This window comes from Streptomyces sp. NPDC090045, from assembly GCF_044747975.1.
Classification (GTDB): Bacteria; Actinomycetota; Actinomycetes; order Streptomycetales; family Streptomycetaceae; genus Streptomyces.
The window spans coordinates 109,099-132,904 of the sequence record NZ_JBIVFA010000018.1; the positions used below are offsets into that span (position 1 = coordinate 109,099).

Consider the following 23,806-nt stretch of genomic DNA (forward strand, 5'->3'; position numbering starts at 1 on the left):
TGGATCTCCGAACGGCTGGACAGGGGGTGACGTGCGGCGTCTGCAGGGTATGCAGTGCAGGTCAGGCGCGGAAGTGGCGCTGCAGACCCTGCCACACGTCGTCGTAGCCGCGCTGGAGGTGATCGGCGCCGGACGCCTGGGCGGTGGCGGTGATCGGCCAGCGGGTCTCGAACATGAAGGCCAGGCCGTCGTCGATCTTCTGCGGCTTCAGCTCGGCGGCGCTCGCCCGGTCGAAGGTCTCCCGGTCGGGGCCGTGCGCGGACATCATGTTGTGGAGCGAGCCGCCGCCGGGGACGAACCCCTCGGCCTTGGCGTCGTAGGCGCCCTCGATGAGGCCCATGTACTCGCTCATCACGTTGCGGTGGAAGTAGGGCGGGCGGAAGGTGTCCTCGCCGACCAGCCAGCGCGGCGCGAAGACCACGAAGTCCACGCCCGCCAGGCCGGGGGTGTCGGAGGGCGAGGTCAGGACCGTGAAGATCGACGGGTCGGGGTGGTCGTAGCTGATCGAGCCCAGGACGTTGAAGCGGCGCAGGTCGTAGACGTACGGGACGTGGCTGCCGTGCCAGGCGACCACGTCGAGCGGGGAGTGGTCGTAGGTGGCCGACCAGAGGTTGCCGCAGAACTTGTTGATCACCTCGGTCGGGCGCTCGACGTCCTCGTACGCCGCCGCCGGGGCCTGGAAGTCCCGCGCGGCGGCGAGGCCGTTGGCGCCGATCGGGCCCAGGTTCGGCAGCTCGAAGGGCTGGCCGTAGTTCTCGCAGACGTAGCCGCGGGCGCCGGCGTCCAGCAGCTCGACGCGGAAGCGGACCCCGCGCGGGATGAGGGCCACGTCGCCCGGGCGGGCGGCGAGCAGGCCGAGCTCGGTGCGCAGGAGCAGTCCGCCGCGCTCGGGGACGATCAGCAGCTCGCCGTCGGAGTCGCTGAACACCCGGTCCGTCATGGAGGCGTTGGCGGAGTAGAGGTGGATGGCCATGCCGGCGCGCTGGGCCGCGTCGCCGTTGCCGCCGAGGGTCCACAGGCCGGACAGGAAGTCGGTGCCGGGGGCCGGGTCGGGCAGCGGGTTCCAGCGGAGCCGGTTCGGGTCCGCCGCCTCGGTGAAGGGCGCGGTGCGCAGGGCCCCGTTGTCGATCCGGGTGAACGGCGGGTGCGCGGCCGAGGGGCGGATCCGGTAGAGCCACGAGCGGCGGTTGTGGGTGCGGGGCTCGGTGAAGGCGCTGCCGCTGAGCTGCTCGGCGTAGAGGCCGAGGGGTGCGCGCTGGGGCGAGTTCCGGCCGATCGGGAGGGCGCCGGGGACCGCCTCCGAGCTGTGCTCGTTGCCGAAGCCGGTGAGGTACTCCAGTCCCTCCGCCGTCTTCCTGGCCTGCTCGCTGCCGGCCTGCTCGCTCATGTGCTGCTCCCGCTCGGTCGAAGGAATCCTATGGTCGACAGTAGGATTCCGCGGCCCGCGCGTCAACGGGGTCTTGGGGTCTGAAGGTCCGGGGGTCTCGAAGTGTTCGGCCCGGGACGGATTCGCGCAGAGGGGGATCACAAAAGATGAACATTGCTCTACTCTCACGCGCATGTCGTGGACCCGCAGGTTCCCTGCCGTGCCGGCGGCGCTCCTCGCCGCCCTCCTTGCCCTCCTGACCCTCTTCGCCGCCGCGCCCGCCGCCCGCGCGCACGAGGAGCGCCCGGTCACCCTCCCGGACGGCTCCGGATCCGTACCGGAATACCGCGCGGCGGAGCCCGACCTGGTCGTCTGCAAGACCGACCGGCCCGCCTTCGAACGCCGGATATCCGCCTTCCCGGAAGAGCTCCGCCGACGCAACCTCGCCCTGTACGAACGGTGCGAGAAGAGCGGCTACCGCCACCTCCAGGAGGCCGTCGACGCCGTCGACCGGCCCGGGATGAACATCGCGATCCTCCCCGGCCTGTACGAGGAGGAGCCCTCGCTCCCGAAGCCGACGGGGGAGTGCGCCGCGCTGAAGGCCCCCGAGTCCTCACTCGGCTACCAGATCCTGTCGTACGAGCAGCAGGTGCAGTGCCGGCACAACCAGAACCTCGTCGCGATCCTCGGCAAGACGAACCTGCAGATCGAGGGCACGGGTGCCACCCGGCTGGACGTGGTCGTCGACGCCAAGTACCAGAAGCTGAACGCCATCCGCGCCGACAAGTCCAACGGCATCTACTTCCGCAACTTCACCGCCCAGCGCACCACCTTCAACTCGCTCTACGTGCTCGCGGGCGACGGCTTCGTCATCGACGACGTGCTGACCCGCTGGAACGACGAGTACGGCTTCCTGACCTTCGCCAGCGACCACGGGCTCTACAAGAACTGCGAGTCGTACGGGAACGGCGACTCCGGCATCTACCCCGGCAGCGCCTCCAACATCAACGACGGCCGCGGCTACGACGTCCCCCGCTACTCCATCGAGATCACCGGCTGCCGCAGCCACCACAACATGGTCGGCTACTCCGGAACCGCCGGAGACTCGGTCTGGGTGCACGACAACGAGTTCGACCAGAACATGGGCGGCGCCTCGATGGACAGCGCCTTCCCCGGCCACCCCGGGCTCCCGCAGAACCACGCCAAGTTCGAGCGGAACCTGATCCACGACAACAACCAGGACTACTACCACCACGTCGCCGACGGCACCTGCGCCAAGCCGCCGATCGAGCGCGGCTACGAGCGCGGCGTCGTCTGCCCGCAGATCTCCATGCCGCCCGGCACCGGCATCATCACCGCGGGCGGCAACTGGAACCTGTACGAGGACAACTGGGTGTACGGGCACCGGCGCGCGGGCTTCTTCCTCAGCGCGGTCCCCGCCTTCATCCGGGGCGAGGAGGAGTGGTCGAAGCAGACGGACACCTCCCACCACAACCGGTACGCCGGGAACGTCATGGGCAAGGACAAGTCCGGCGCCGCCCGCCCCAACGGCATGGACGTGTGGTGGGACGGGCAGGGCCGGGGCAACTGCTGGCAGGACGGACCCGACGGCTCCACCCCCGGCACGGTCCCGCAGTGCGGGGAGCGCCGCGGCGCCGTCTCGGGGGCGTCGGCCCGGCTGGTCGGCGAACCGGTCAAGCTCGTCCAACTCCTCGTCTGCGCCGACTACAACGTCCAGGCACGCAAACTCCCGGCCGGCTGCGACTGGTACGGCGCACGCGGCCTGGAGCGGGTGGAGACCCAGCTCGCGCTCGCCGTCGCGGCCGTCCTGCTGTTGGTCGGCGGGGTCCTGTGGGGCCGCCGCCTGCGCGGCTCCCGGCTGGGCACGGCCGCCTCGCTCCTCGGCCTCGCGGGCCTGGCCCTGGACGTGGCCGGCTCCACGACAGGGCTGACCGCCACCTTCGTCCCGGCCCTCGCCCTCCTCCTGCTCGGCCTGTGGTGGACGGGCGTCGGCCTGGCACTGCGCCCCGGCCGCCCCTGGCTGGCCCGCCTGACCCTGCTGCTGGCCGGACTCACGCTGCTGGACACCTTCGACAAGGCCGTCCTGATGATTCCATGGACCCCCCTGAGCCCCGCCTGGGTACGCGCCCTGGTCGCCGTCGTCTGGGTCCTGTGGGCGGTCGTGGCCTCGGCCCGCCCGGGAGCCCCGGCCCGCCCCTCCGGCCCGGGCGGCGACCCCGCGGGCGACCGCACCCCGGTCCCCGCCGGCCCCGCCCCCGCCCTCCACGCGGCAGCCCCCGAACCCCCGGCAACCCCGGACCCCACCCCGTGACCGCCGCCCCGGCCGCCCCGGGCGGCCACGACTCCGTGAGGCCGCCCACCCGCACGGCACACACCGAACCCCAGCCGACCGGGACCGGGACCCGGCCGCGGACCGGGACCGGGACCCGGCCGCGGACCCGGACCGAGACCCGGCCGCGGACCGGGAACGGCACCGGGACGGGAACGGCACCGGGACGGGGACGCGTACCCGTACCCGTACCTGGACCCGTGACCGCCGCCCCACCCTTCACGAGCGCCCAGACCACAGGAGGCCAGCCGTGACCGGCCGTCCCGACGACGACATCGGCCGCCCCGACGACGACATCCGGTGCGACGCCTGCCGTACGCCGCCCCGCGCGGCCCGCGGGCCCCGCCGAACCGCCCGCAGCGCGGCCCTGCTTGCCCTCGCCCTGCTCCTGGCGTGCGGCGCGGCGACGGGCTGCGGCGGGCGGGCCACCACCCACCACAAGCCCGGCACCAGCCACGAGCAGGCCTCCGGCAGCGTCGGAACCCTGCTCACCGCGGACGACGGCGCCGGCCACCGGCTCCGCGAGGTCCCGGCGCAGGGCGCGCCGGAGGTCCAGCTGACGGTCCGCCCGGACTCGGAGGACGGCTGGAACCTCCAACTGGCGGTGAAGAACTACCGCTTCACCCCCGACAGCACCGGCGGCGCCGCCCTCCCGGGCGCCGGCCACGCCCACCTGGAGCTCGACGGACGCAAGCTGGCCCGGCTGTACGGCCAGTGGTTCCACCTGCCCGCCACACAGGTCCCCGAGGGCGCGCACACCCTGACCGTCCGCCTCTACGCGGACGACCACACGGCCTGGGCGGTGTCCGGCAAGCCGGTGCAGGCCACGACCCAGCTCACCGCCGCCGCCCCGGGCTCCTCCGCGGGCCACGGCCACGGGGAGACGGAGGCCGCGCCGAAGCCGACGGACCAGCAGCAGGCCGACCGGACGGTCACCATCACCGTCCGGGACGGCAAGGTCAGCCCCGCCCCCGCCCGCACCGAGCTACGGCGCGGGGAGCGCGTCGCCCTCCGGGTGACGAGCGACCGGGCGGACACCCTGCACGTCCACGGCTACGACAAGGAGCTCGTCCTGCCGGCAGGCCAGGAGGCCACCCTGATCCTGACAGCCGACCGCACGGGCCTCTTCGAGGTCGAAACCCACGAGTCCAACCTCGTCCTGACCCAACTCCTCGTCCGATGACCGCACCCCCACTCGCCCCACCGACGAAGCCCGACCGCCGGGGCCAAGGCGCTGTGCCGCCCAGGACTGGCCGCCGGGGCCAAGCCGCCCCGCCGCCCGCGCCCGGACGCCAGGGTCAGGGCGCCCCGCCGCCGCTTGCCGCGCCGCCCCCGACTGGCCGCCGGGGTCGAAGCGCCACGGCGCCGCTTGCCGCGCCGGCCCGGACAGGCAGCTGGGGCCGGTGCACCCCGCCGCCGCCCGCCGCGCCGGCCTGGACCGGCCGCCGGGGTCGAAGCGCCCGGCCGCCGCTCGCCGCACCGCCCCCGACCAGCTACCCGGGCCGACGCGCCGCGCCTTCCGCTCACCTCGCGCAGGGGGCCGGAGCCGGTCCCCGCGCCCATTGCGGCCGAGGCGTCCGCCACGCGCCCGCCGTCGCTCCGGCCGCCCACGGCGGGGGAGTGGTCCGACGAGATCCAGCCTGCGGCAGCCTCGCCCGGCTCCCCGGACTCGGGCCCGAGTCCGGGACGCCAGGGCCTTCAGGGCATGCCCAGGGCGGGACGCCGTCCCTGGTCGGCCGGTGGTGAGCCCCCTCGGGCCGGGCACCGCCCCGGGCGGTGGCGGGGTCGGTCAGGGCGTGGTCCTTCACCCGACCGATCCGCTCACCGCGCTCGCGCACGGGATCGGCTCCCAGCACGATCTGCCGATCTCGCCCTTCTACGCCTTCGCCGGTGCCTTCGCCGCGCTGTTCGTCTCCTTCCTCGCGCTTGGCCTCCTCTGGTCCAGCTCCCGCTTCCGCGGTGAACGCTCAGGCCTCGCCCTGCCCGCCGTCGTCCAGCGGGTGGCCGACGCGCCGGCCACCCGAATCACCCTGCGCGGACTGGGACTCGCCGCCGCACTCGCCGTCCTGCTCCACCTCCTCCTCGGTCCCGACGACCCCGCGCACAACCCCGCTCCCGGCGCCGTCTACGTCCTTCTCTGGGTCGGACTCGTGCCCGCCTCCCTCCTCCTCGGCCCCGTCTGGCGCCTGCTCAACCCGCTCCGCACCCTGCACCGGCTGCTCGCCCGGGCCCTGCGCCGCCCAGGCCCCGGCACCGGCCACCCGCTTCCCGCCCGGTTGGGGCAATGGCCCGCCGCGGTCGGCCTGTTCGGCTTCACCTGGCTCGAACTCGTCGCTCCCGATCCCGCATCCACCACCACCCTCCTGATCGCCCTCACCACCTACGCAACCGTCCAGCTGCTGCTCGCCGCCCGCTTCGGCGAGCGCTGGTTCGACGACGGAGACGCTTTCGAGGCGTACTCCGCCCTTCTGGCCCGGCTCTCCCCCCTCGGCCGCCGTAGCGACGGCCGCCTCGTCCTCCGCAACCCCTTCCACGGACTCGACGCGACACCCGAGCGGCCCGGACTCGTCGCCACCGTCTGCGTCCTGCTCGGCTCCACCGCCTACGACGGCTTCTCCGACAACCCCTCCTGGATCAACGCCCTACAGACCTCCCCCCTCGGCCGCACCCCCGCGGCCACGCTCGGACTGCTCGCCTCCATCGCCCTCGTCGCCACCCTGTACTGCCTGTGCGCTGCGGCCACCCGCCTCGTCAGCGGCCCGCACCCCGGCCCGCTGACCGCCTTCGCGCACTCACTCGTACCGATCGCACTCGGCTATCTCACCGCCCACTACTTCTCCCTCCTGGTAGTCGAAGGACCACGCACAGTAAGCATGGCATTGGGCACTGACAACGCCCCCGAACCCGCCCCACCACTGGGTCCCGGGGCCCTCGCCGCCCTCCAGGTCATCGCCGTCGTCACCGGCCACGTGCTCGGCGTGGTCGCCGCCCACGACCGCTCCGTACGCCTCTTCCCGCCCGCCAAGGCGGTGGCTGGACAACTGCCACTGCTCGGCCTGATGATCACGTACACCATCGGCGGCCTCAGCCTCCTGCTGAACTGAGGCCCCTGCCGACCCCGGAAGCGAGGAGCGGCATGATGGACCCCGTGCCTCCCGCCCACTCACTGCGCCGCACGCCCGTCCAGCAGCGCAGCGCCGACCGGCTCGCCCGGATCCTCGACGCCTGCGCCGAGCTGCTGGACGAGACCGGGTACGAGAACCTCAGCACCCGCGCCGTAGCCCTGCGCGCCGGAGTGCCGATCGGCTCCGTCTACCGCTTCTTCGGCAACAAGCGGGCCATGGCGATCGCCCTCGCCCACCGCAACCTGGACCGCTACGCCGACGGCATCGCCGACCGGCTCGCCGGCCTCCCGGCCACCCACTGGCGGCCGGTCGTGGACGCCGTACTGGACGAGTACCTGGCGATGAAGCGCAGCGTCCCCGGATTCGCGCTCGTCGACTTCGGAGTCCCCGCGCCGCCGCCCGAGGGTCCGGAGGCCGACCCCAACCACCAGGTCGCCGTCCGCCTGACCGAACTGCTCTCCACGCACCTCGGCCTGACCCCCGACGCCACCCTGGAGCGGTCGGTCCTCGTCGCCGTCGAGGCCACCGACGCCCTCATCCAGCTGGCCTTCCGGACCGACCCGGCCGGGGATCCCGGCATCGTCGCCGAGACCCGCGCGATGATGCACGCCTACCTGGCCCGCGTACTGGACTGACCCCCTCCGCGCCTGATCCCTCCCCACCTGACCCCTCCGCGCCCGATCCCTGCCTGATCCCTCGGCGCCTGACCCCCTCCGCGCCTGGCCCCGCCGCGTCCGGTCCCTTCCCCCTCCGTCCCGCACTCGGTCCGGCAGGACCCCTCCCCACCGTCCCTACCGGTCGGTATGCTCGGCCTTCCCCGCGTGCCCGTGCCGCAGCCTGTCGCCCATGGAGGGCCCATGCCCCGCACCGCCCTACGCATCTGCCCCCTCTGCGAAGCCACCTGCGGCCTCACCCTGACGATCGAAGGCGCCTCCGTCACCGGCGCCCGCGGTGACCGCGACGACGTGTTCAGCAAGGGCTTCATCTGCCCCAAGGGCGCCGCCTTCGGGCAGCTCGACGCCGACCCCGACCGGCTGCGCACTCCTCTCGTCCGCCGCGACGGCCGACTGCAGGAGGCCACCTGGGAGGAGGCCTACGACGCCATTGCCGCCGCCGTTCCCGCACTCGTCCGGGAGTACGGGACCCAGTCGGTCGGCGTGGTCCTCGGCAATCCGAACGTCCACACCATGGCGGGCGCCCTCTACCCGCCGCTGCTCCTCAAGGCCCTGGGCACCCGCAACCTCTTCACCGCCAGCACCCTCGACCAGATGCCCAAGCACGTCTCCAGCGGACTGCTCTTCGGCGACCCCTTCGCCATCCCGGTGCCCGACCTCGACCGGACCGACTTCCTGCTGCTCCTGGGCGCCAACCCGGTGGAGTCCAACGGCTCGCTGTGCACCGCCCCCGACTTCCCCGGCAAGCTCAAGGCGCTGCGCGCCCGCGGCGGCACCCTGGTCGTCGTCGACCCGCGCCGCACCCGCACCGCCGCGCTCGCCGACCGCCACCTCGCGCCGCGCCCCGGCAGCGACGCGCTGCTGCTCGCCGCCCTCGCGCACACGCTGCTCGACGAGAAGCTCGCCGCCCCCGGCGCGCTCGAAGAGTGGACCGAGGGCCTCGGGGAACTCCCCGCCGCGCTCGCGCGTTTCACTCCTGAGGCCGTAGCCCCCGCCTGCGACCTCCCGGCCGACGAGATCCGCACCCTCGCCCGCGAGCTCGCGGCCGCGCCCGCCGCCGCCGTCTACGGACGGATCGGCAGCTGCACCGTCGAGCACGGCACGCCGGCCAGCTGGCTGGTCGACGTACTGAACATCCTCACCGGCAACCTCGACCGGCCGGGCGGAGCCCTCTTCCCGCTGCCGGCCGCCGGCCCGCGGCCCCGCCCCGCCGGGCCCGGCAAGGGGTTCGCGGTCGGCCGTTGGCACAGCCGGGTCAGCGGTCACCCCGAGGTCAAGAGCGAACTGCCCACCGCCGCTCTGGCCGAGGAGATCGAGACCCCGGGGGAGGGGCGCATCCGCGCCCTGATCGCCATCGCCGCGAATCCCGTCCTGTCCGCACCTGACGGCGACCGGCTCGACCGGGCACTGGCCGGCCTCGACTTCATGGTCTCGGTCGATCCGTACCTGAACGAGACCTCACGCCACGCCCACGTCGTCCTGCCACCGCCGCCGCCCTCGCAGAGCGCGCACCACGACTTCGCCTTCAACGGCTTCGCCGTCCGCAACCAGGTGCGCTACACGCGCGCCGCCGTCCCCCTCGAAGCCGGCCGCCTCGACGAGTGCGAGATCCACGCGCGCCTCGTCCTGGCCGTCTCCGGCATGCACGGCTCGGCCGGCCCCGAGGCCGTCGACGAGCTCGCCGTCCAGGGCGCCCTCGCCAAGGAGACCGGAGACCCGCTCTCTCCCCTCCACGGGCAGGACCCGGCGCGCCTCGCCGGCCTCCTCACCGGCGAGAGCGGCCCCGAGCGCCGGCTCGACCTGATGCTCCGACTCGGGCCGTACGGAGACCGGTTCGGCGCGGCAGCCGAGGGGGAGCTCAGCCTGGAGCGGCTGCTCGCGCACCCGCACGGCATCGACCTGGGCCCGCTGCGGCCCCGGCTCCCGGGCGTGCTCAGGACCCGCAGCGGCAGGATCGAGCTGCTCCCGGACCCGATCGCGGCCGAGCTCCCCAGGCTGGCCGCGGCGCTCGCCGACCGCCCCGCCACCCTGGTGCTCGTGGGCCGCCGCCATCTGCGGTCCAACAACAGCTGGTTGCACAACGTTCCGGCCCTCACCGGAGGTTCCAACCGCTGCACCCTGCAGATCCACCCGCAGGACGCCGGCCGGCTGGGCCTCACGGACGGAGGCCGGGCCCGGATCACCGCCGAGGGCGGGAGCCTGGAGGTGCCGGTGGAGGTCACCGACGCCGTCCGCACCGGCGTGGTGAGCCTCCCGCACGGTTGGGGCCACGACCGTGCGGGCGCCCGGCTCGCGGTGGCCTCCGCCGCGCCCGGTGCCAACGTCAACCAGCTGCTCAACGGCACCCGGCTCGACCGGCTGTCCGGCACGGCCGTGCTCAACGGCTTCCCCGTCGAGCTGACACCCCTGCCCTGAGCTGGGGTTTTGCTCGTATTGCTCACGCGTAGACGTCTTGTTGGCCCCAGGAGGCGGCACCTACCTTCCCCCCATGCTGACCTTCCTCGGCTTCGCCATGATCGCGACCTTCCTGGTCCTGATCATGCTGAAGAAAATGTCGCCCATCGCGGCGCTCGTCCTCATCCCCGCACTCTTCTGCGTGTTCGCAGGCAAGGGCGCGCACCTCGGCGACTACGTCATCGACGGCGTCGGCAAGCTCGCACCGACCGCCGCCATGCTGATGTTCGCCATCGTCTACTTCGGCGTGATGATCGACGTCGGCCTCTTCGATCCGATCGTTCGCGGCATCCTGCGCTTCTGCAAGGCGGACCCGATGCGGGTGGTGGTCGGCACCGCCGTCCTCGCCGCGATCGTCTCGCTCGACGGCGACGGATCGACCACCTTCATGATCACCGTTTCGGCCATGTACCCGCTCTACAAGCGACTCGGCCTGAGCCTGGTGGTCATGACGGGCGTCGCGGCCACGGCCAACGGCGTCATGAACACCCTGCCCTGGGGCGGGCCCACGGCACGCGCCGCCACCGCCCTCAAGCTCGACGCCGCCGACATCTTCGTCCCGATGATCCCGGCGCTCGCAGTGGGCCTTCTCTTCGTGTTCGTCCTGGCGTACGTCCTCGGTATCAAGGAGCGCCGCCGGGTCGGCCTCCTCGCCCTTCCCGGCGAGGTGTCCGAGTCCGAGTCGGTGTCGGTGTCGAAGGAGCAGCAGGAGTCGGAGCTGGAGCCGAAGCCGGAGTCCGCCTCCCTCGTCGTGGCCGGCTCGGGCCTGCGTACGGGCGGAGCCCCCGGCTCCGGGGCCGCGGAGGCCCCCGCGTCCGCGGACGCCGACGGCGGCGACTCGTCAACCACCCCGCCCGGCGAGGGGGACGGCTTCCAGGGCCTCGACCCGCAGCGCCCCACCCTGCGGCCGCGCCTCTACTGGTTCAACGCCGGCCTCACCGTCGCGCTGCTCACCGCCATGATCATGGAGCTGCTGCCCATCCCGGTGCTGTTCCTGCTCGGCGCCGCCCTCGCCCTCACCGTCAACTTCCCGCACATGCCCGACCAGAAGGCCCGGATCGCCGCCCACGCCGACAACGTCCTCAACGTCGCCGGCATGGTCTTCGCCGCCGCCGTCTTCACCGGGGTCCTCACCGGCACCGGCATGGTCAAGCACATGGCCGACTGGCTCGTCGGGGCCATACCCGAGGGCATGGGCCCGCACATGGCGCTGGTCACCGGGCTGCTCAGCCTGCCGCTCACCTACTTCATGTCCAACGACGGCTTCTACTTCGGCGTCCTGCCCGTCCTCGCCGAGGCCGGCGCCGCCCACGGGGTCTCCCCGCTGGAGATCGCCCGCGCCTCGCTCGTCGGGCAGGCGCTGCACATGTCCAGCCCGCTGGTTCCGGCCGTCTACGTCCTCGTCGGCATGGCCAAGGTCGAGTTCGGCGACCACACCCGCTTCACCGTGAAATGGGCGGCTCTGACCTCTCTCGTCGTCCTTGCGGCAGGGATGCTTTTCGGCATCATCTGACCCCGGGCGACCCCTGGCCGATAAAAACTACCGACGCTAGTTTGTAGGGTGTCGGGGAGGTCGGATCCACGCGCAGGTGCGTACGTACTCGGGAGGAATGCCATGAAGGCCCACGACGGGATGTACATCGACGGCGCGTGGCGGCCCGCCGTCGGAGCCGACCGGATCGAGGTCGTCAATCCGGCCGACGGCCAGGTCATCGCCGAGGTTCCGGCCGGCACCGCGGAGGACGTCGACGCGGCCGTACGCGCGGCCCGTGCGGCCCTGCCCGGCTGGGCGGCCACGCCTCCGGCCGAGCGGGCCGCCCTGATCGGCGCGCTCCGCGACGCACTGCATGACCGCAAGGACGAGTTGACCGAGACCGTCACCGCCGAACTCGGCGCCCCGCTCCCCTTCGCCAAGGCGGTCCACGTCGGAGGATCGATCGCCGTCACCTCCTCCTTCGCCGAGATGGCCGCCTCGTACGCCTTCGAGGAGCGCATCGGGAACTCCACCGTCCTGCTGGAGCCGGTCGGTGTGGTCGGGGCCATCACGCCCTGGAACTATCCGCTGTACCAAGTCGTTGCAAAGGTGGCACCCGCTCTCGCCGCCGGCTGCACCCTCGTCCTCAAGCCGGCCGAGGACACCCCGCTGACCGCACAGCTCTTCGCCGAGGCCGTGCACGACGCGGGGATCCCGGCCGGAGTCTTCAACCTGGTGACCGGTACCGGTCCGGCCGCCGGGCAGGCGCTGGCCGCGCACGAGGGAGTCGACTTCGTCTCCTTCACCGGCTCGACCGCCGTCGGCAGGAAGATCGGCGCCACGGCCGGCGCCGCCGTCAAGCGCGTCGCCCTCGAACTCGGCGGCAAATCGGCCAACGTCATCCTGCCCGGGGCCGACCTGGCCACGGCCGTCGCGGCAGGCGTCGGCCACGTCATGAACAACACCGGCCAGAGCTGCAACGCGCTCACCCGGATGCTCGTCCACCGGGACCAGTACGAGGAGGCCGTCTCGCTCGCGGCCGCCGCCGTCGCCGAATACCCCACCGGCGACCCCCGCGACACGGGCACCCGCATCGGCCCGGTCGTCAACGCGAAGCAGCACGAACGCGTCCGCGGCTTCATCGCCAAGGGCGTGGAGGAAGGCGCGCGCCTCGTCGCGGGCGGGCCCGACGCGCCGCACGAGCAGGGCTACTTCATCGCCCCCACCGTGTTCGCCGACGTCACGCCCGACATGACCATCGCCCAGGAGGAGATCTTCGGCCCCGTGCTGTCGATCCTCGCCTACGAGGACGAGGAGGAGGCCCTGCGCATCGCCAACGGCACCGTCTACGGCCTCGGCGGCGCCGTCTGGGCCGCGGACGAGGAGACGGCCGCGGCCTTCGCCCGCCGCATGGACACCGGGCAGGTGGACATCAACGGCGGCCGCTACAACATCCTCGCGCCCTTCGGCGGCTACAAGCAGTCGGGCGTCGGCCGCGAGCTGGGCCCGCACGGCCTGGCGGAGTACCTCCAGACCAAGTCCTTGCAGTTCTGATCCCGCGACACCTCCGCACTCCCGGCCCCCTCCACCCTCCCCAGCACCGGAAAGACGAGACGACGACCATGGTCCGCGCCGCCATCCTGCCCGCCGTCGGAGCCCCGCTGGAGATACGGGAGATCGTGCTGCCCGATCCCGGCCCCGGGCAGGTCCGGGTGCGGCTCGCCGCAGCCGGGGTCTGCCACTCCGACCTCTCCCTCACCAACGGCACCATGCGGGTCCCCGTGCCCGCCGTCCTCGGCCACGAGGGCGCGGGCACGGTCCTCGCCGTCGGGGAGGGCGTCACGCACGTCGCGCCCGGCGACGGCGTGGTGCTCAACTGGGCCCCGTCCTGCGGGCAGTGCCACCACTGCACGATCGGCGAGGTCTGGCTCTGCGCCAAGGCGCTCACCGGGGTCGGGGCGGTCTACGCACACGACGCGCAGGGCACCGAGCTGCACCCCGGGCTGAACGTGGCTGCCTTCGCCGAGGAGACCGTCGTCGCGGCCAACTGCGTGCTGCCCGCGCCCGCCGGGATCCCGCTGACCGAGGCCGCCCTGCTCGGCTGCGCCGTCCTCACCGGCTACGGGGCCGTCCACCACAGCGCCCAGGTCCGCCCGGGAGAGTCGGTGGCCGTCTTCGGGGTCGGCGGGGTCGGGCTGGCCGCGCTGCAGGCCGCCCGGATCGCGCAGGCGGGCCCGATCATCGCCGTGGACGTGTCCCCGGCCAAGGAGGGGCTGGCCCGTGCGGCCGGGGCCACCGAGTTCGTGCTCGCCTCCGACACCACCGCCCAGCAGATCCGCGCGCTCACTGCGGGCCAGGGCGCGGACGTCGCCGTCGAGTGCGTCGGCCGGGCGCAGACCATTCGCGGAGCCTGGGAGTCCACCCGCCGGGGCGGCCGCACCACGGTGGTCGGCATCGGCGGCAAGGAGCAGCAGGTCACCTTCCACGCCCTGGAGATCTTCCACTTCGCCCGTACCCTCACCGGCTGCGTCTACGGCAACAGCGACCCCGCCCGCGACCTCCCGGTGATCGCCGAACACGTCCGCGCCGGCCGCCTCGACCTCGGCGCCCTGGTCACCGACCGCATCACCCTCGACGGCATCCCGGCCGCGTTCGACGCCATGCTGGCGGGCAAGGGCGGCCGCTCCGTGGTCGTCTTCTAGACGCACCGCTGCTCCGGCCCGGGCCCCGGCCTCGCCCGGCCCTGGCCCCGGCCCCCGCCCCGCGCCTACCGGCGCGGCCGATCTCAGTCGGCCGCGCCGGCCGCGCTGGCCGTCGCCTCTCGCCGCCGCCGCAGGTGCCGGTGTGCGTCGCACAGCGACCAGTACCCGGGCCAGTCCTCCTGGTACCCGGAGCCGACCCAGTCCAACGCCTCCTCGCCCCGCGGGTCGTCGAGCAGCACGAGCGCCCGTACCGCCTCGACCTGGATCCTGACCGACGGATCGCCCAGCAGCGGCAGCAGTGCTTTACGCAGGTCGGCGGAACGGTCCCCGCGTTCCGCCAGCGCGCGGCAGCCCTGGCTGCGCACCACGGCGTCGGCGTCCCGGAGGAAGTCGAGCAGCGCCGGGCGCACCCGCTCCTCACCCGCGCAGCCGATGAACGCCCCGGCGACCGCCCGCCGGACCGCAGCGGACGGATGGCGCGCGTGGGGGAGCAGGGCGTCGGCGACAGCGGCGCCCGACCCCACGGGGTAGCAGTCCGAGAGGCCGTTGAGCAGTACGGCGAGAACCTCGGGCGACGGTTCGTCGGCCGCCCACGCGAGGAAGAGGTCCCACGTCAGTACCCGCAGGCACGCGGGTCCGTCGACACAGGGCCCGTCGACACAGGGCCAGTCGACACAGGGCCCGTCCTCGTCGCACTCGTCGAAGAGGGCCAGGCAGCGCGCCACCTCGGCGCCGAAGTGCCGTACGGAGGACAGCGGATGGCCGCGCAGCGCCGCCGCCTCCTCCCAGGTCTCGCGGTCGGCCTGGCCGTACAGCACGGACACGGCCGCCCAGCGCGTCACGCCCTCCAGGTCGGCCTCCGCCTCGGCGCGTGCGAGGAGCTCCGCGAACGGGGTCCGCATCCCGTGGGCCGCCTCCAGCCCGCACAGGATCGCGGTGTGTCCGGTGCGCACCTGCGCGTCAGCGACTCCCAGCCGCAGCAGACCGGTGAAGACGTACTCCTCGTCCGAGATGCGGCTGAGCTCCGCCGGTCCCGTGGCCCCCGTCCGGCGGCGCAGTTCCTGCTCGGCGCCCGTCTCGTGCCAGTGGCGGGCCAGTTCCAGGGCCGTCCGCCCGTCGGGGCCCGTCGGCCAGGTCGGCACCGAGGAGTTCAGGAGCAGCGAGGCCACCGCGTAGGACCCGGCGTCGACCGCGCGCAGCAGCGGGGTCCGCCCGTCGGGTCCCTGGCGGTCGAGCCTCGCCCCGTGGTTGCGCAGGGCGTCGACCACCGGGTACGCACCACGGGCCGCGGCGATCTCCAACGCCGTCAGGCCGTCCGCGCCGAGGGCCTCCAGATCGAGTTCCGCCTCCCGGTCGACTTCCGCCGCCGGGTACGGTCCCGCCTCCAGCAGGGCCCGCACGCGCGCCGCGTCGTCGGTCCGTGCCGCGGCGATCAAGGGGGTGTCCCCGTGCGTCACGCCGTCTCCTTCAACGCCTCGTACTGCAGGGCCAGCCCGTCCAGCAGCGCCGTCAAACCGGTCTCGAAGGCGCCCTCGTCCACCTCGCGCCCGCGCTCCGCCAGCAGGTGCGCCTGGCCCAGGTGGGGGTAGTCCGCCGGGTCGTATGCCGTGCGGTCGTCCACGAAACCGCGGGCGAAGGAGGCCACCGCCGAGCCCAGGATGAAGTACCGCATCAGCGCACCGATCCGGGTCGCCTGCGCCGGCGGCCAGCCGGCCGCCGTCATCGCACCGAACACCGCGTCCGCCAGCCGCAGTCCGGCCGGGCGGCGCCCCGGCCCGCGGGCCAGCACCGGCACGATGTTCGGGTGGTCCGCCAGGGCGTCACGGTACGAATGCGCCCACGCGTGCAGGGCCGCCCGCCAGTCCCGGCCGCCCTCGAACATCGACAAGTCGACCCGTGCGCTCACCGAGTCCGCCACCGCGTCCAGGATCTCGTCCTTGGTGCGGAAGTGGTTGTAGAGCGAGGGCCCGCTGACGCCGAGGGCGGCCGCGAGCCGCCGCGTCGACACCGCCTCCAGCCCCTCGGCGTCCACCAGCGCGCCGGCCGCCTCGACGATGCGGTCCCGGCTGAGGAGGGGCTTGCGCGGTCTGGCCATGCGCCACATAGTAGGGCCTGGCCGCCATAAACTACCGGTGCTAGTTAAAGGCTCCGGACGAGACGCCCCGAGGTGCCCGGTGAATCTGGAGCTGAGCGAGGAACAGAGCGCCGTACGCCGGCTCGCCCGCGAGTTCACCGAGCGCGAGGTCGTCCCGTACGCCGCCGCGTGGGACCGGGCCGAGAGCGTGGACCGGGCCATCGTGAAGAAGCTGGGCGCGCTCGGCTTCCTCGGTCTGACCGTCCCCGAGGAGTACGGCGGCTCCGGCGGTGACCACCTCGCCTACGCGCTGGTCACCGAGGAGCTCGGACGCGGCGACTCCGCCGTGCGCGGGATCGTCTCCGTCTCCCTCGGCCTGGTCGCCAAGACGATCGCCGCCTGGGGGACCGAGGAGCAGAAGCAGGCCTGGCTGCCCCGCCTCTGCTCCGGTGACGCGCTCGGCTGCTTCGGGCTCACCGAGCCCGGCACCGGTTCCGACGCCGGCAGCCTCACCACCCGCGCCGTGCGCACGGGGGACGCGTACGTCCTCGACGGCAGCAAGATGTTCATCACCAACGGCACCTGGGCCGATGTGGTACTGCTCTTCGCCCGCACCGGCGACGAGCCCGGCCACCGCGGGGTCTCCGCCTTCCTCGTCCCCACCGACACGCCGGGCCTGACCCGCCGCGAGATCCACGGCAAGCTCGGCCTGCGCGGCCAGGCCACCGCCGAGCTCTCCCTCGACGGCGTCCGCGTACCCGCCACCGCGATGCTCGGCCCCGAGGGCAAGGGCTTCTCGGTCGCCATGTCCGCCCTCGCCAAGGGCCGGATGTCGGTCGCCGCGGGCTGCGTCGGCATCGCGCAGGCGGCGCTGGACGCGGCCGTCGCGTACGCCGCCCAGCGCGAGCAGTTCGGCAAGCCGATCGCCCATCACCAGCTGGTGCAGGAGCTGATCGCCGACATCTCGGTCGACGTGGACGCCGCCCGCCTGCTGACCTGGCGGGTCGCGGACCTCATCGACCGCGGGCAGCCGTTCGCCACCGAGTCCTCCACCGCCAAGCTCTTCGCCTCCGAGGCCGCCGTGCGCGCCGCGAGCAACGCCCTCCAGGTGCACGGCGGATACGGCTACATCGACGAGTACCCGGCCGGCAAACTGCTGCGCGACGCCCGCGTGATGACCCTGTACGAGGGCACCAGCCAGATCCAGAAACTGCTCATCGGTCGCGCCCGCACCGGGGTTTCCGCCTTCTGAGCCCTGACGGGCCGACCGGATGAGTACCCGCATGAGTACGCGTGCGGATGTGCCCGCTCCCGCCCCGCCCGATGCTCGAACCATGAACGAGACACCGGTCAAGCAGCAGAACACGGGGGCGTACTACGGCCAGGCCGTCGCCTCCTTCGGCATCGCCATCGGCGCCGTGGCCGTGGGGATCTACAACATGGAGGTGGACGGCTGGGTGCGCGGTTTCCTGGGCATCGCGGTCCTGTACCTCACCACCTCGGCCTTCACCCTCGCCAAGGTGATCCGCGACCGCCAGGAGGTCACCCAGATCGTCAGCAGGGTGGATCAGGCCAGGATGGAGAAGATCATGGCCGAGTACGACCCCTTCGCGCCGAAGTAGTCGGCCCGAGCGCACTAAGCGCTTGCTCACCCTCCGGTAAGGTGTTCACTTCCACACGGTGAAGAGGTGAGTGAGCGATGGACAGCGCGGAGGAGACGGTCGAGGGCTACCGGCCGTGGTCGGAGGTCACCCCCGACGCCGCGCGGCGGCTGCTCGTCGCCGCCGTCGAGGCCTTCGCCGAGCGCGGGTACCACGCCACCACGACACGTGACATTGCAGGCCGGGCCGGCATGAGCCCGGCCGCGCTCTACATCCACTACAAGACCAAGGAAGAGCTGCTCCACCGGATCAGCCGGATCGGCCACGACAAGGCCCTGGAGATCCTGACCACGGCCGCCGACGGCCCCGGCTGCGCCGCCGAGCGGCTCGATGCCGCCGTACGTTCCTTCGTGCGGTGGCACGCGGCGCATCACACGACCGCGCGCGTGGTCCAGTACGAGCTCGACGCCCTCGCTCCGGAGCACCGCTCCGAAATCGTGGCACTGCGCCGGCAGAGCGACGCCGCCGTCCGCCGGATCCTCGCGGACGGGGTCGCCGCGGGGGAGTTCGACGTCCCGGACCTGCCGGGCACCACCCTCGCGGTGCTCTCGCTCTGCATCGACGTGGCCCGCTGGTTCAGCGTGGCCGGACAGCGCACGCCCGACGAGGTCGGCGGGCTCTACGCCGACCTCGTGCTCCGCATGGTGGCCGCGCGGCCCCGCCCTCAAAAGTAGCCCTCAAAAGTAGCCCTCAGAAGTAGTAGCGGGACACTGACTCCGCCACGCACACTGGCTTGTCGCCGCCCTCGCGCTCGACCGTGACGGTGGCCGTGACCTGCACGCCGCCGCCCGCCTCCGCGACCTCCGTGATCACGCCCGTGGCGCGCAGCCGCGAGCCCACCGGCACCGGAGCCGGGAAACGGACCTTGTTCGTCCCGTAGTTGAGACCCATCCGCATGCCCTCGACCCGCATGATCTGCGGCACCAGGCTGGGCAGCAGCGACAGCGTCAGATAGCCGTGCGCGATGGTGGAGCCGAAGGGGCCGCCCGCCGCCCGCTCCGGGTCCACGTGGATCCACTGGTGATCCCCGGTGGCGTCCGCGAAGAGGTCGATCCGCTTCTGGTCCACCTCCAGCCACTCGCTGGGACCGAGCGGCTCGCCGACCCCGGCGCGCAGTTCCTCGGCGGACGTGAAGACCCTCGGCTCTGCCATGCCCTGTTCCTGCCTCTCACGGACGACTGACGGACAACTGACGGACGTTTGGCGGACGTCCGACGGACGTCCGACGGCGAATAAGCGCTTGCTCAGCATGCTGGGACCGCATGTGTATGTCAACGGACATCCGACTACGCTCGGCCGGGTGCCGCAGATTCCCGAGAAAGTCCACGAACTCACCGTCGGCCAGCTGTCCGCCCGTAGCGGCGCGGCCGTCTCCGCACTCCACTTCTACGAGGCCAAGGGCCTGATCAGCAGCCGCCGCACCTCCGGCAACCAGCGCCGCTACACCCGTGACGCGCTGCGCCGCGTCGCCTTCGTGCGCGCCGCCCAGCGCGTGGGCATCCCGCTGGCCAGCATCCGCGAGGCCCTCTCCGAGCTCCCCGAGGAACGCACCCCCACCCGCGAGGACTGGGCCCGCCTCTCCGAGGCCTGGCGCGCCGAGCTCGACCAGCGGATCATGCGGCTCGGCCGGCTGCGCGACCACCTGACGGACTGCATCGGCTGCGGGTGCCTCTCGATGAAGACCTGTGCGCTGTCCAACCCGGACGACGTCTTCGGCGAACGCCTCACCGGTTCGCGGCTGTAGTCCGCGCGGCGGCCGCGCCCTGCGGCGCCGGTCCCCGGGAAGCCGTCACCAGTTCCCGGGCCGCCGCCACCAGTTCGGCGTTCGACCGGGCCGGCCGCCCGTCCGGCAGGTGCAGTACGTCGCCCACCCCGGTCCGCGCACCCGTTCCGCACCGCGCGGCCAGCCGCAGCACCGGCCAGGCCGCCGCCTCCCGCCCGTACAGCAGCACCGCCACCGGCGGCAGCCCGCGCAGCCCGGCCACCAGCGCCGGATCGGCCGCGGCGAGTTCGGCCACGAGCCGGACCCGCCCCGGTTCGCGCACCGGCCAGGCCAGGAACCGCGCCATCGGCTCCGGCCCGGCCGGTCCGCCCAGCGGCACCACCGCGTCCACCGCGACCCCCCGTGCCAGGATCGCCCGCGCCAGCTCCCCGGCCCCCGGCTCCCCGAAGTCCACCAGCGCCCGGTCCGGCAGCACCGTCCACGTGCGCACCCGCTCCAGCCGCCCCGCCGGATCGGGCTCGGCCCCGATGCACGCCGGCACCGACAGCGGTACGTGGACCCCCGCGCCCCGCATCGCCGCCAGCACCGGCCCCACCACCCGCGGCGAGAGGCTCTCCCGCCCGCACGGCGTCCGTGGGTGCGCCAGCACCTCCCCGGCCCCCGCGGCGACCGCCGCCAGCGCCGACTCCGCCAGATCCGCCGGAGACATCGGCACGGCCGGGCCGTCCGCGGCGTTCCGGGCACCGTTCACCGAGGCCAGCAGCAACGGGATCACGCAGCCCCCGCCTGGGGCGTCTCCGCCAGCGCCGGTCTGGGCACCACGATCCCGCAGCCCGCGCACACCGGACCGTCCCAGGCCCAGGCCCCCTCCCACGGCCCGACCGCGGCCACCGCCGGCCAGCGCAGTTCGGTGTCCCCGCAGACCGGGCACGCCGTCCCCGGCTCCGACTCCAGCGCCCGCACCAGCCGCCGCAGCACCTCGCCCAGCGCCCCCTCCGGCCGCACTCCGGGATCCGCGCACCGCACCACGGCGTCCCCGCTCCCGCCCCACGCCCACTCCGGCCGGCGCAGCCCGTCGTGCTTCTCCCGGCGGCGCCGCTCCGCGAACTGCCGCTCGTACTCCAGCCAGACCGCCCGCGCGTCCTCCAGTTCCTCCAGTGCGGCGACCAGCCGCAGCGGATCCGCCCCCCGGTCCTCGGGTGCGATCCCGTGCCGGTCGCACAGGTGCCACCACGTGGCCCGGTGCCCGTACGGAGCGAACCGCTCCAGGCAACGGCGCAGCGAATGGCGCCGCAAGGCCCGGTCATTGCGCGCGTCGCGCACCTGGTAGGCCAGACTCCGGAAACCTGCCATCACACCATCACCTCCGCCGATGTGCCCAACATGCCCTGCCCGGGCCGGGCGCATGCGGGGGCGGTCGAGGCGTGCGGGTGGCACATGGCCAGAAGTCAGCGCCCCATGCGCCCCGCGGTCACCACCACCCGGGCCAGTTCCTCGTGGCAGATGTCGCTGTGCGCCCCCGAGGGGGCACCGCCCCGGCGGACCACCGAGCCCGCGTCCACACTGACGCAACCGGCCCCGGGCACCCCCCGGCGCAGGGCGGTGTCGAGGCTCAGCCGAGGCGCGCCCGGCACCGCCTGCACCCCGTCGTGCCCGATGGCGCCCCACCGTTCGTCGAAGCCCAGCAGTCCGGCCGAATCCCCTGCCATCCGGGAGGCCAGCGGATAGAAGAGCCTGAGGGCCGAGTCGTGCGGGGAGTGGCAGGCCACCACCGGCCCGTCGACCCTGCGCTGGAGGCCGCGCAGGGCGCCGCCGTTGCTCCTGTCGTGCGGCAGCCGGTCGGCGAACGCGTAGTGGGAGAAGGCTCCCTGGAGCAGGGTCACGGACTTCACGTACCGGGCGCCGTCCGGCACCGCGCGCAGCGCGAAGGACACCACCCGCGCCCCGAAGCTGTGTCCGATCAGGTGGAAGCGCAGGGCCGGGCGGTCGGCCGCCAGCTGCGCCAGCACCGGGCCGAGACCGCGCTCGCCGACCACGCCCGCCCGCTTCTTCATCTTGTAGTACGTCGCCTGCCGCAGCAGCTCCTTGGCGCCGCCCCACAGACCGCGCAGGGCGCCGCCGGCCGCGAAGCCCGGGCCGCCGGCCGCCGAGTCCGGCGCGTGGACAGGCGAAACCGGCCCGTCGGCAGCCTGGCCCGGCCCGTCCGAGCCGCCGGCCGGCGCGCCCGCCGTGGCCAGGGCGCGGGCGAGGACCCGGCACACCTCCAGCACGTCGTCAGTGAAGAGGGCGGGCACCGCCGGAGCCACCGCCGCGGGCACCGCGTCCACGCCCGCCAGCTCCCGTACGAGCGCGCCGAACTCGATGAAGGCGGCCGCCGACTCCGGCCGTTCCTCCAGCAGCTCCGCCACCCGGTCCAGCTCCGCCTCCCGCCCCGGCCAGAACTCCCCGAGCGCCCGGCGGGTGACGGGGTCCAGGGCCGTGCCGAACCCGGGCTCCGCGAGGGCGCCCGGTGCGTCGAAGTCGGGTATCGGCTCGTCGGAGAAGCGCATCGAGGGCCATACGACGCCCACGTAGCCGAGGCGCACCCCCGAGCCCACCAGTTCCGGGAAGGGGGCGAAGAACCGGTCGTAGAGCCGGGTCGCGGTGGACCGGTCGCTGTTCCAGCCGTGCGCGAAGACGAGCACGTCCGTGGCCTCCATCCGGGCCACCGCACCCTGCGTGACCCGGTCCACGTCCCCTTCGGAGTCGAAGGTCAGCTCCGCGTACGGACCGACACCGACACCGACACCGATCCCGAACCCGCCACCGATGTCCGCCATGACGTCCCCCCTCCACGCCGTGCCTCCGGTGCTGTCAGCATCCTGCTGACACGCCCGCCCGGCCAGCCCCCCGGCGCGGTCGGTTCACTCGTAGAGCAGGTATCCCTCGCGCGCCGCGCCGAACCGCGCCAGCGCCGCGGCCCAGTCGCCCGCGATCTCCTCCACCCCGGCCCCCGCGTCCACCATGCTCCGCACCCGGTCGGAGCCGGTCAGCCGGTCGATCCAGTGGTCCGTCCGCCAGGCGAAGCCGCTCCACGACCGCCGCGCGGTGACCAGCAGCCCGATCCCGGCCCGTACCGGATCGAAGGCCTCCCGGTCGTGGACGATCAGCCGGACCCCGCCGCACACCTTCCCCAGGTGCTTGGAGAAGGTCGGCGTGAAGTACGCCTCCCGGAACCACACCCCGGGCAGCCCCAGCCCGTTCGCCGCCTCCGCCCACCGCCGGTCGATCCCCTCCGCGCCCACCACCTCGAAGGGCGTGGTCGTCCCGCGCCCCTCGGAGAGGTTCGTCCCCTCGAACAGACAGGTGCCGGCGTACGCGAGGGCCGTGTCCGGGGTCGGCATGTTCGGGCTCGGCGGCACCCAGGGCAGCCCGGTCTCCCCGAAGAACGACTCCCGCCGCCACCCGGACATCGCCACCGTCCGCAGCCGGACGGGACGGTCGGCCAGGAACTCGCCGTTGAAGAGCAGGGCCAGTTCGGCCGCCGTCATCCCGTGCGCGAGCGCGATCGGCTCCCGGCCCACGAAGCTCGCGTACGGCCGCTCCAGCACGGGCCCCGCCGCCCGGCGGCCGCCCACCGGATTCGGCCGGTCCAGCACCACCACCGCCTTGCCGGCGAGCGCGGCCGCGCGCATGCAGTCGTAGAGGGTCCAGATGTACGTGTAGAAGCGCGCCCCGACGTCCTGGATGTCGAAGACGACGGTGTCGACCCCGGCCGCCGTGAACACGTCCGCGAGCTTCTGGCCGCTCTTGTCGTACGTGTCGTACACCGGCAGCCCGGTCGCCGGATCCCGGGAGGCCCCCTCGGAGTCCCCCGCCTGGGCCGTCCCGCGGAACCCGTGCTCGGGGCCGAACACCGCGACCAGGTCCACCCGTTCGTCCGCGTGCAGGACGTCGACCAAGTGCCGGGCGTCGGCGGTGATCCCGGTGGGATTGGTGACGACCCCGACCTTCTGCCCGGCCAGTACGCCGTACCCGTCCGCGGCGAGCCGCTCGAAGCCGGTGCGCACCCGCTCCGCCGCCCGCGGCGCGGAGGCGGGGGCCGCCTGCCCCAGGGCGCCTGACGCGCCCGCACCTGCCGCCCCCACGGCTCCCACTGATCCCAGTGATCCCAAGGCCCCCGCCAGTCCCAGCACCCCGCGTCGCGACAGCGTCATCCCGCCA

At 73.6% G+C, this 23,806-nt stretch carries 20 protein-coding genes; 12 read left to right on the forward strand and 8 right to left on the reverse strand.

The window, feature by feature from the left end; translation table 11 throughout:
- Nucleotides 1-61 precede the first annotated feature (61 nt).
- Nucleotides 62-1,387: a homogentisate 1,2-dioxygenase gene (gene hmgA, locus ACIPYQ_RS35295; protein WP_401258231.1), complete on the reverse strand. Its 1,326-nt coding sequence runs from the start codon at nucleotides 1,385-1,387 to the stop codon at nucleotides 62-64.
- A 172-nt stretch (nucleotides 1,388-1,559) separates the two neighbouring features.
- Between hmgA and ACIPYQ_RS35300 the strand changes: the two genes are divergently transcribed.
- From ACIPYQ_RS35300 to ACIPYQ_RS35335, 8 genes are all read left to right on the forward strand, one after another.
- A complete protein-coding gene (locus ACIPYQ_RS35300) occupies nucleotides 1,560-3,698 on the forward strand; it encodes a right-handed parallel beta-helix repeat-containing protein (RefSeq protein ID WP_401258233.1) in 2,139 nt (712 codons plus the stop codon).
- A gap of 385 nt (nucleotides 3,699-4,083) precedes the next feature.
- Nucleotides 4,084-4,899: a hypothetical protein gene (locus ACIPYQ_RS35305; protein ID WP_401258299.1), complete on the forward strand. Its 816-nt coding sequence runs from the start codon at nucleotides 4,084-4,086 to the stop codon at nucleotides 4,897-4,899.
- Nucleotides 4,900-5,512: 613 nt separating this feature from the next.
- Nucleotides 5,513-6,820 (forward strand): hypothetical protein, encoded by a 1,308-nt coding sequence (locus ACIPYQ_RS35310; protein WP_401258235.1) that lies wholly within the window; start codon nucleotides 5,513-5,515, stop codon nucleotides 6,818-6,820.
- Between the two features lie 35 nt (nucleotides 6,821-6,855).
- On the forward strand, nucleotides 6,856-7,476 hold the full coding sequence (locus ACIPYQ_RS35315) for a TetR family transcriptional regulator (protein WP_401258301.1): 621 nt from the start codon (nucleotides 6,856-6,858) through the stop codon (nucleotides 7,474-7,476).
- Nucleotides 7,477-7,698: 222 nt separating this feature from the next.
- On the forward strand, nucleotides 7,699-9,930 hold the full coding sequence (locus ACIPYQ_RS35320) for a molybdopterin-dependent oxidoreductase (RefSeq protein WP_401258237.1): 2,232 nt from the start codon (nucleotides 7,699-7,701) through the stop codon (nucleotides 9,928-9,930).
- 73 nt (nucleotides 9,931-10,003) lie between these two features.
- Nucleotides 10,004-11,482, forward strand: a complete 1,479-nt coding sequence (locus tag ACIPYQ_RS35325; protein ID WP_401258239.1) for a CitMHS family transporter — start codon at nucleotides 10,004-10,006, stop codon at nucleotides 11,480-11,482.
- A 102-nt stretch (nucleotides 11,483-11,584) separates the two neighbouring features.
- Nucleotides 11,585-12,997 (forward strand): aldehyde dehydrogenase family protein, encoded by a 1,413-nt coding sequence (locus tag ACIPYQ_RS35330; protein WP_401258240.1) that lies wholly within the window; start codon nucleotides 11,585-11,587, stop codon nucleotides 12,995-12,997.
- Between the two features lie 68 nt (nucleotides 12,998-13,065).
- The gene (locus ACIPYQ_RS35335; RefSeq protein WP_401258242.1) at nucleotides 13,066-14,145 is read left to right on the forward strand and encodes a Zn-dependent alcohol dehydrogenase; all 1,080 of its coding nucleotides are present in this window, start codon (nucleotides 13,066-13,068) and stop codon (nucleotides 14,143-14,145) included.
- 83 nt (nucleotides 14,146-14,228) lie between these two features.
- On the opposite strand, the gene ACIPYQ_RS35340 is transcribed toward ACIPYQ_RS35335, so the two are convergent.
- Together ACIPYQ_RS35340 and ACIPYQ_RS35345 are read right to left on the reverse strand one after the other, a co-directional pair.
- Nucleotides 14,229-15,602 (reverse strand): HEAT repeat domain-containing protein, encoded by a 1,374-nt coding sequence (locus ACIPYQ_RS35340; RefSeq protein ID WP_401258244.1) that lies wholly within the window; start codon nucleotides 15,600-15,602, stop codon nucleotides 14,229-14,231.
- Nucleotides 15,599-16,240, reverse strand: a complete 642-nt coding sequence (locus tag ACIPYQ_RS35345) for a TetR/AcrR family transcriptional regulator (RefSeq protein WP_401258245.1) — start codon at nucleotides 16,238-16,240, stop codon at nucleotides 15,599-15,601. The genes ACIPYQ_RS35340 and ACIPYQ_RS35345 overlap by 4 nt, the downstream gene beginning before the upstream one ends.
- Before the next feature lie 79 nt (nucleotides 16,241-16,319).
- Here ACIPYQ_RS35345 and ACIPYQ_RS35350 point away from each other — a divergent pair, with 79 nt between their 5' ends.
- The 3 genes from ACIPYQ_RS35350 (at nucleotide 16,320) to ACIPYQ_RS35360 (ending at nucleotide 18,554) form a co-directional block, all read left to right on the forward strand.
- Complete coding sequence (locus ACIPYQ_RS35350; RefSeq protein WP_401258246.1) at nucleotides 16,320-17,471, forward strand: acyl-CoA dehydrogenase family protein; 1,152 nt, start codon at nucleotides 16,320-16,322, stop codon at nucleotides 17,469-17,471.
- A gap of 82 nt (nucleotides 17,472-17,553) precedes the next feature.
- Complete coding sequence (locus tag ACIPYQ_RS35355) at nucleotides 17,554-17,841, forward strand: YiaA/YiaB family inner membrane protein (protein WP_319730553.1); 288 nt, start codon at nucleotides 17,554-17,556, stop codon at nucleotides 17,839-17,841.
- Between the two features lie 77 nt (nucleotides 17,842-17,918).
- Nucleotides 17,919-18,554: a TetR/AcrR family transcriptional regulator gene (locus ACIPYQ_RS35360; RefSeq protein WP_362232974.1), complete on the forward strand. Its 636-nt coding sequence runs from the start codon at nucleotides 17,919-17,921 to the stop codon at nucleotides 18,552-18,554.
- Between the two features lie 16 nt (nucleotides 18,555-18,570).
- Here ACIPYQ_RS35360 and ACIPYQ_RS35365 read toward each other — a convergent pair whose 3' ends face one another.
- A complete protein-coding gene (locus ACIPYQ_RS35365; protein ID WP_401258248.1) occupies nucleotides 18,571-19,032 on the reverse strand; it encodes a MaoC family dehydratase in 462 nt (153 codons plus the stop codon).
- Nucleotides 19,033-19,180: 148 nt separating this feature from the next.
- On the opposite strand from ACIPYQ_RS35365, the gene soxR reads away from it, so the two are divergent.
- A complete protein-coding gene (gene soxR, locus ACIPYQ_RS35370) occupies nucleotides 19,181-19,624 on the forward strand; it encodes a redox-sensitive transcriptional activator SoxR (protein WP_361763912.1) in 444 nt (147 codons plus the stop codon).
- Here the strand turns inward: soxR and ACIPYQ_RS35375 are convergent.
- The 4 genes from ACIPYQ_RS35375 to ACIPYQ_RS35390 form a co-directional block, all read right to left on the reverse strand.
- Nucleotides 19,605-20,378: a 3-keto-5-aminohexanoate cleavage protein gene (locus ACIPYQ_RS35375; protein ID WP_401258250.1), complete on the reverse strand. Its 774-nt coding sequence runs from the start codon at nucleotides 20,376-20,378 to the stop codon at nucleotides 19,605-19,607. The genes soxR and ACIPYQ_RS35375 overlap by 20 nt on opposite strands.
- Nucleotides 20,375-20,956 (reverse strand): hypothetical protein, encoded by a 582-nt coding sequence (locus tag ACIPYQ_RS35380; protein WP_361763918.1) that lies wholly within the window; start codon nucleotides 20,954-20,956, stop codon nucleotides 20,375-20,377. Before ACIPYQ_RS35380 ends, ACIPYQ_RS35375 begins: the two co-directional genes overlap by 4 nt.
- Nucleotides 20,957-21,051: 95 nt before the next feature.
- Entirely contained in the window at nucleotides 21,052-22,422 is a 1,371-nt protein-coding gene (locus tag ACIPYQ_RS35385; RefSeq protein ID WP_401258252.1) for a serine-threonine protein kinase, read from the reverse strand.
- 84 nt (nucleotides 22,423-22,506) lie between these two features.
- Entirely contained in the window at nucleotides 22,507-23,799 is a 1,293-nt protein-coding gene (locus ACIPYQ_RS35390) for an exo-beta-N-acetylmuramidase NamZ domain-containing protein (protein WP_401258253.1), read from the reverse strand.
- Nucleotides 23,800-23,806: the final 7 nt, after the last annotated feature.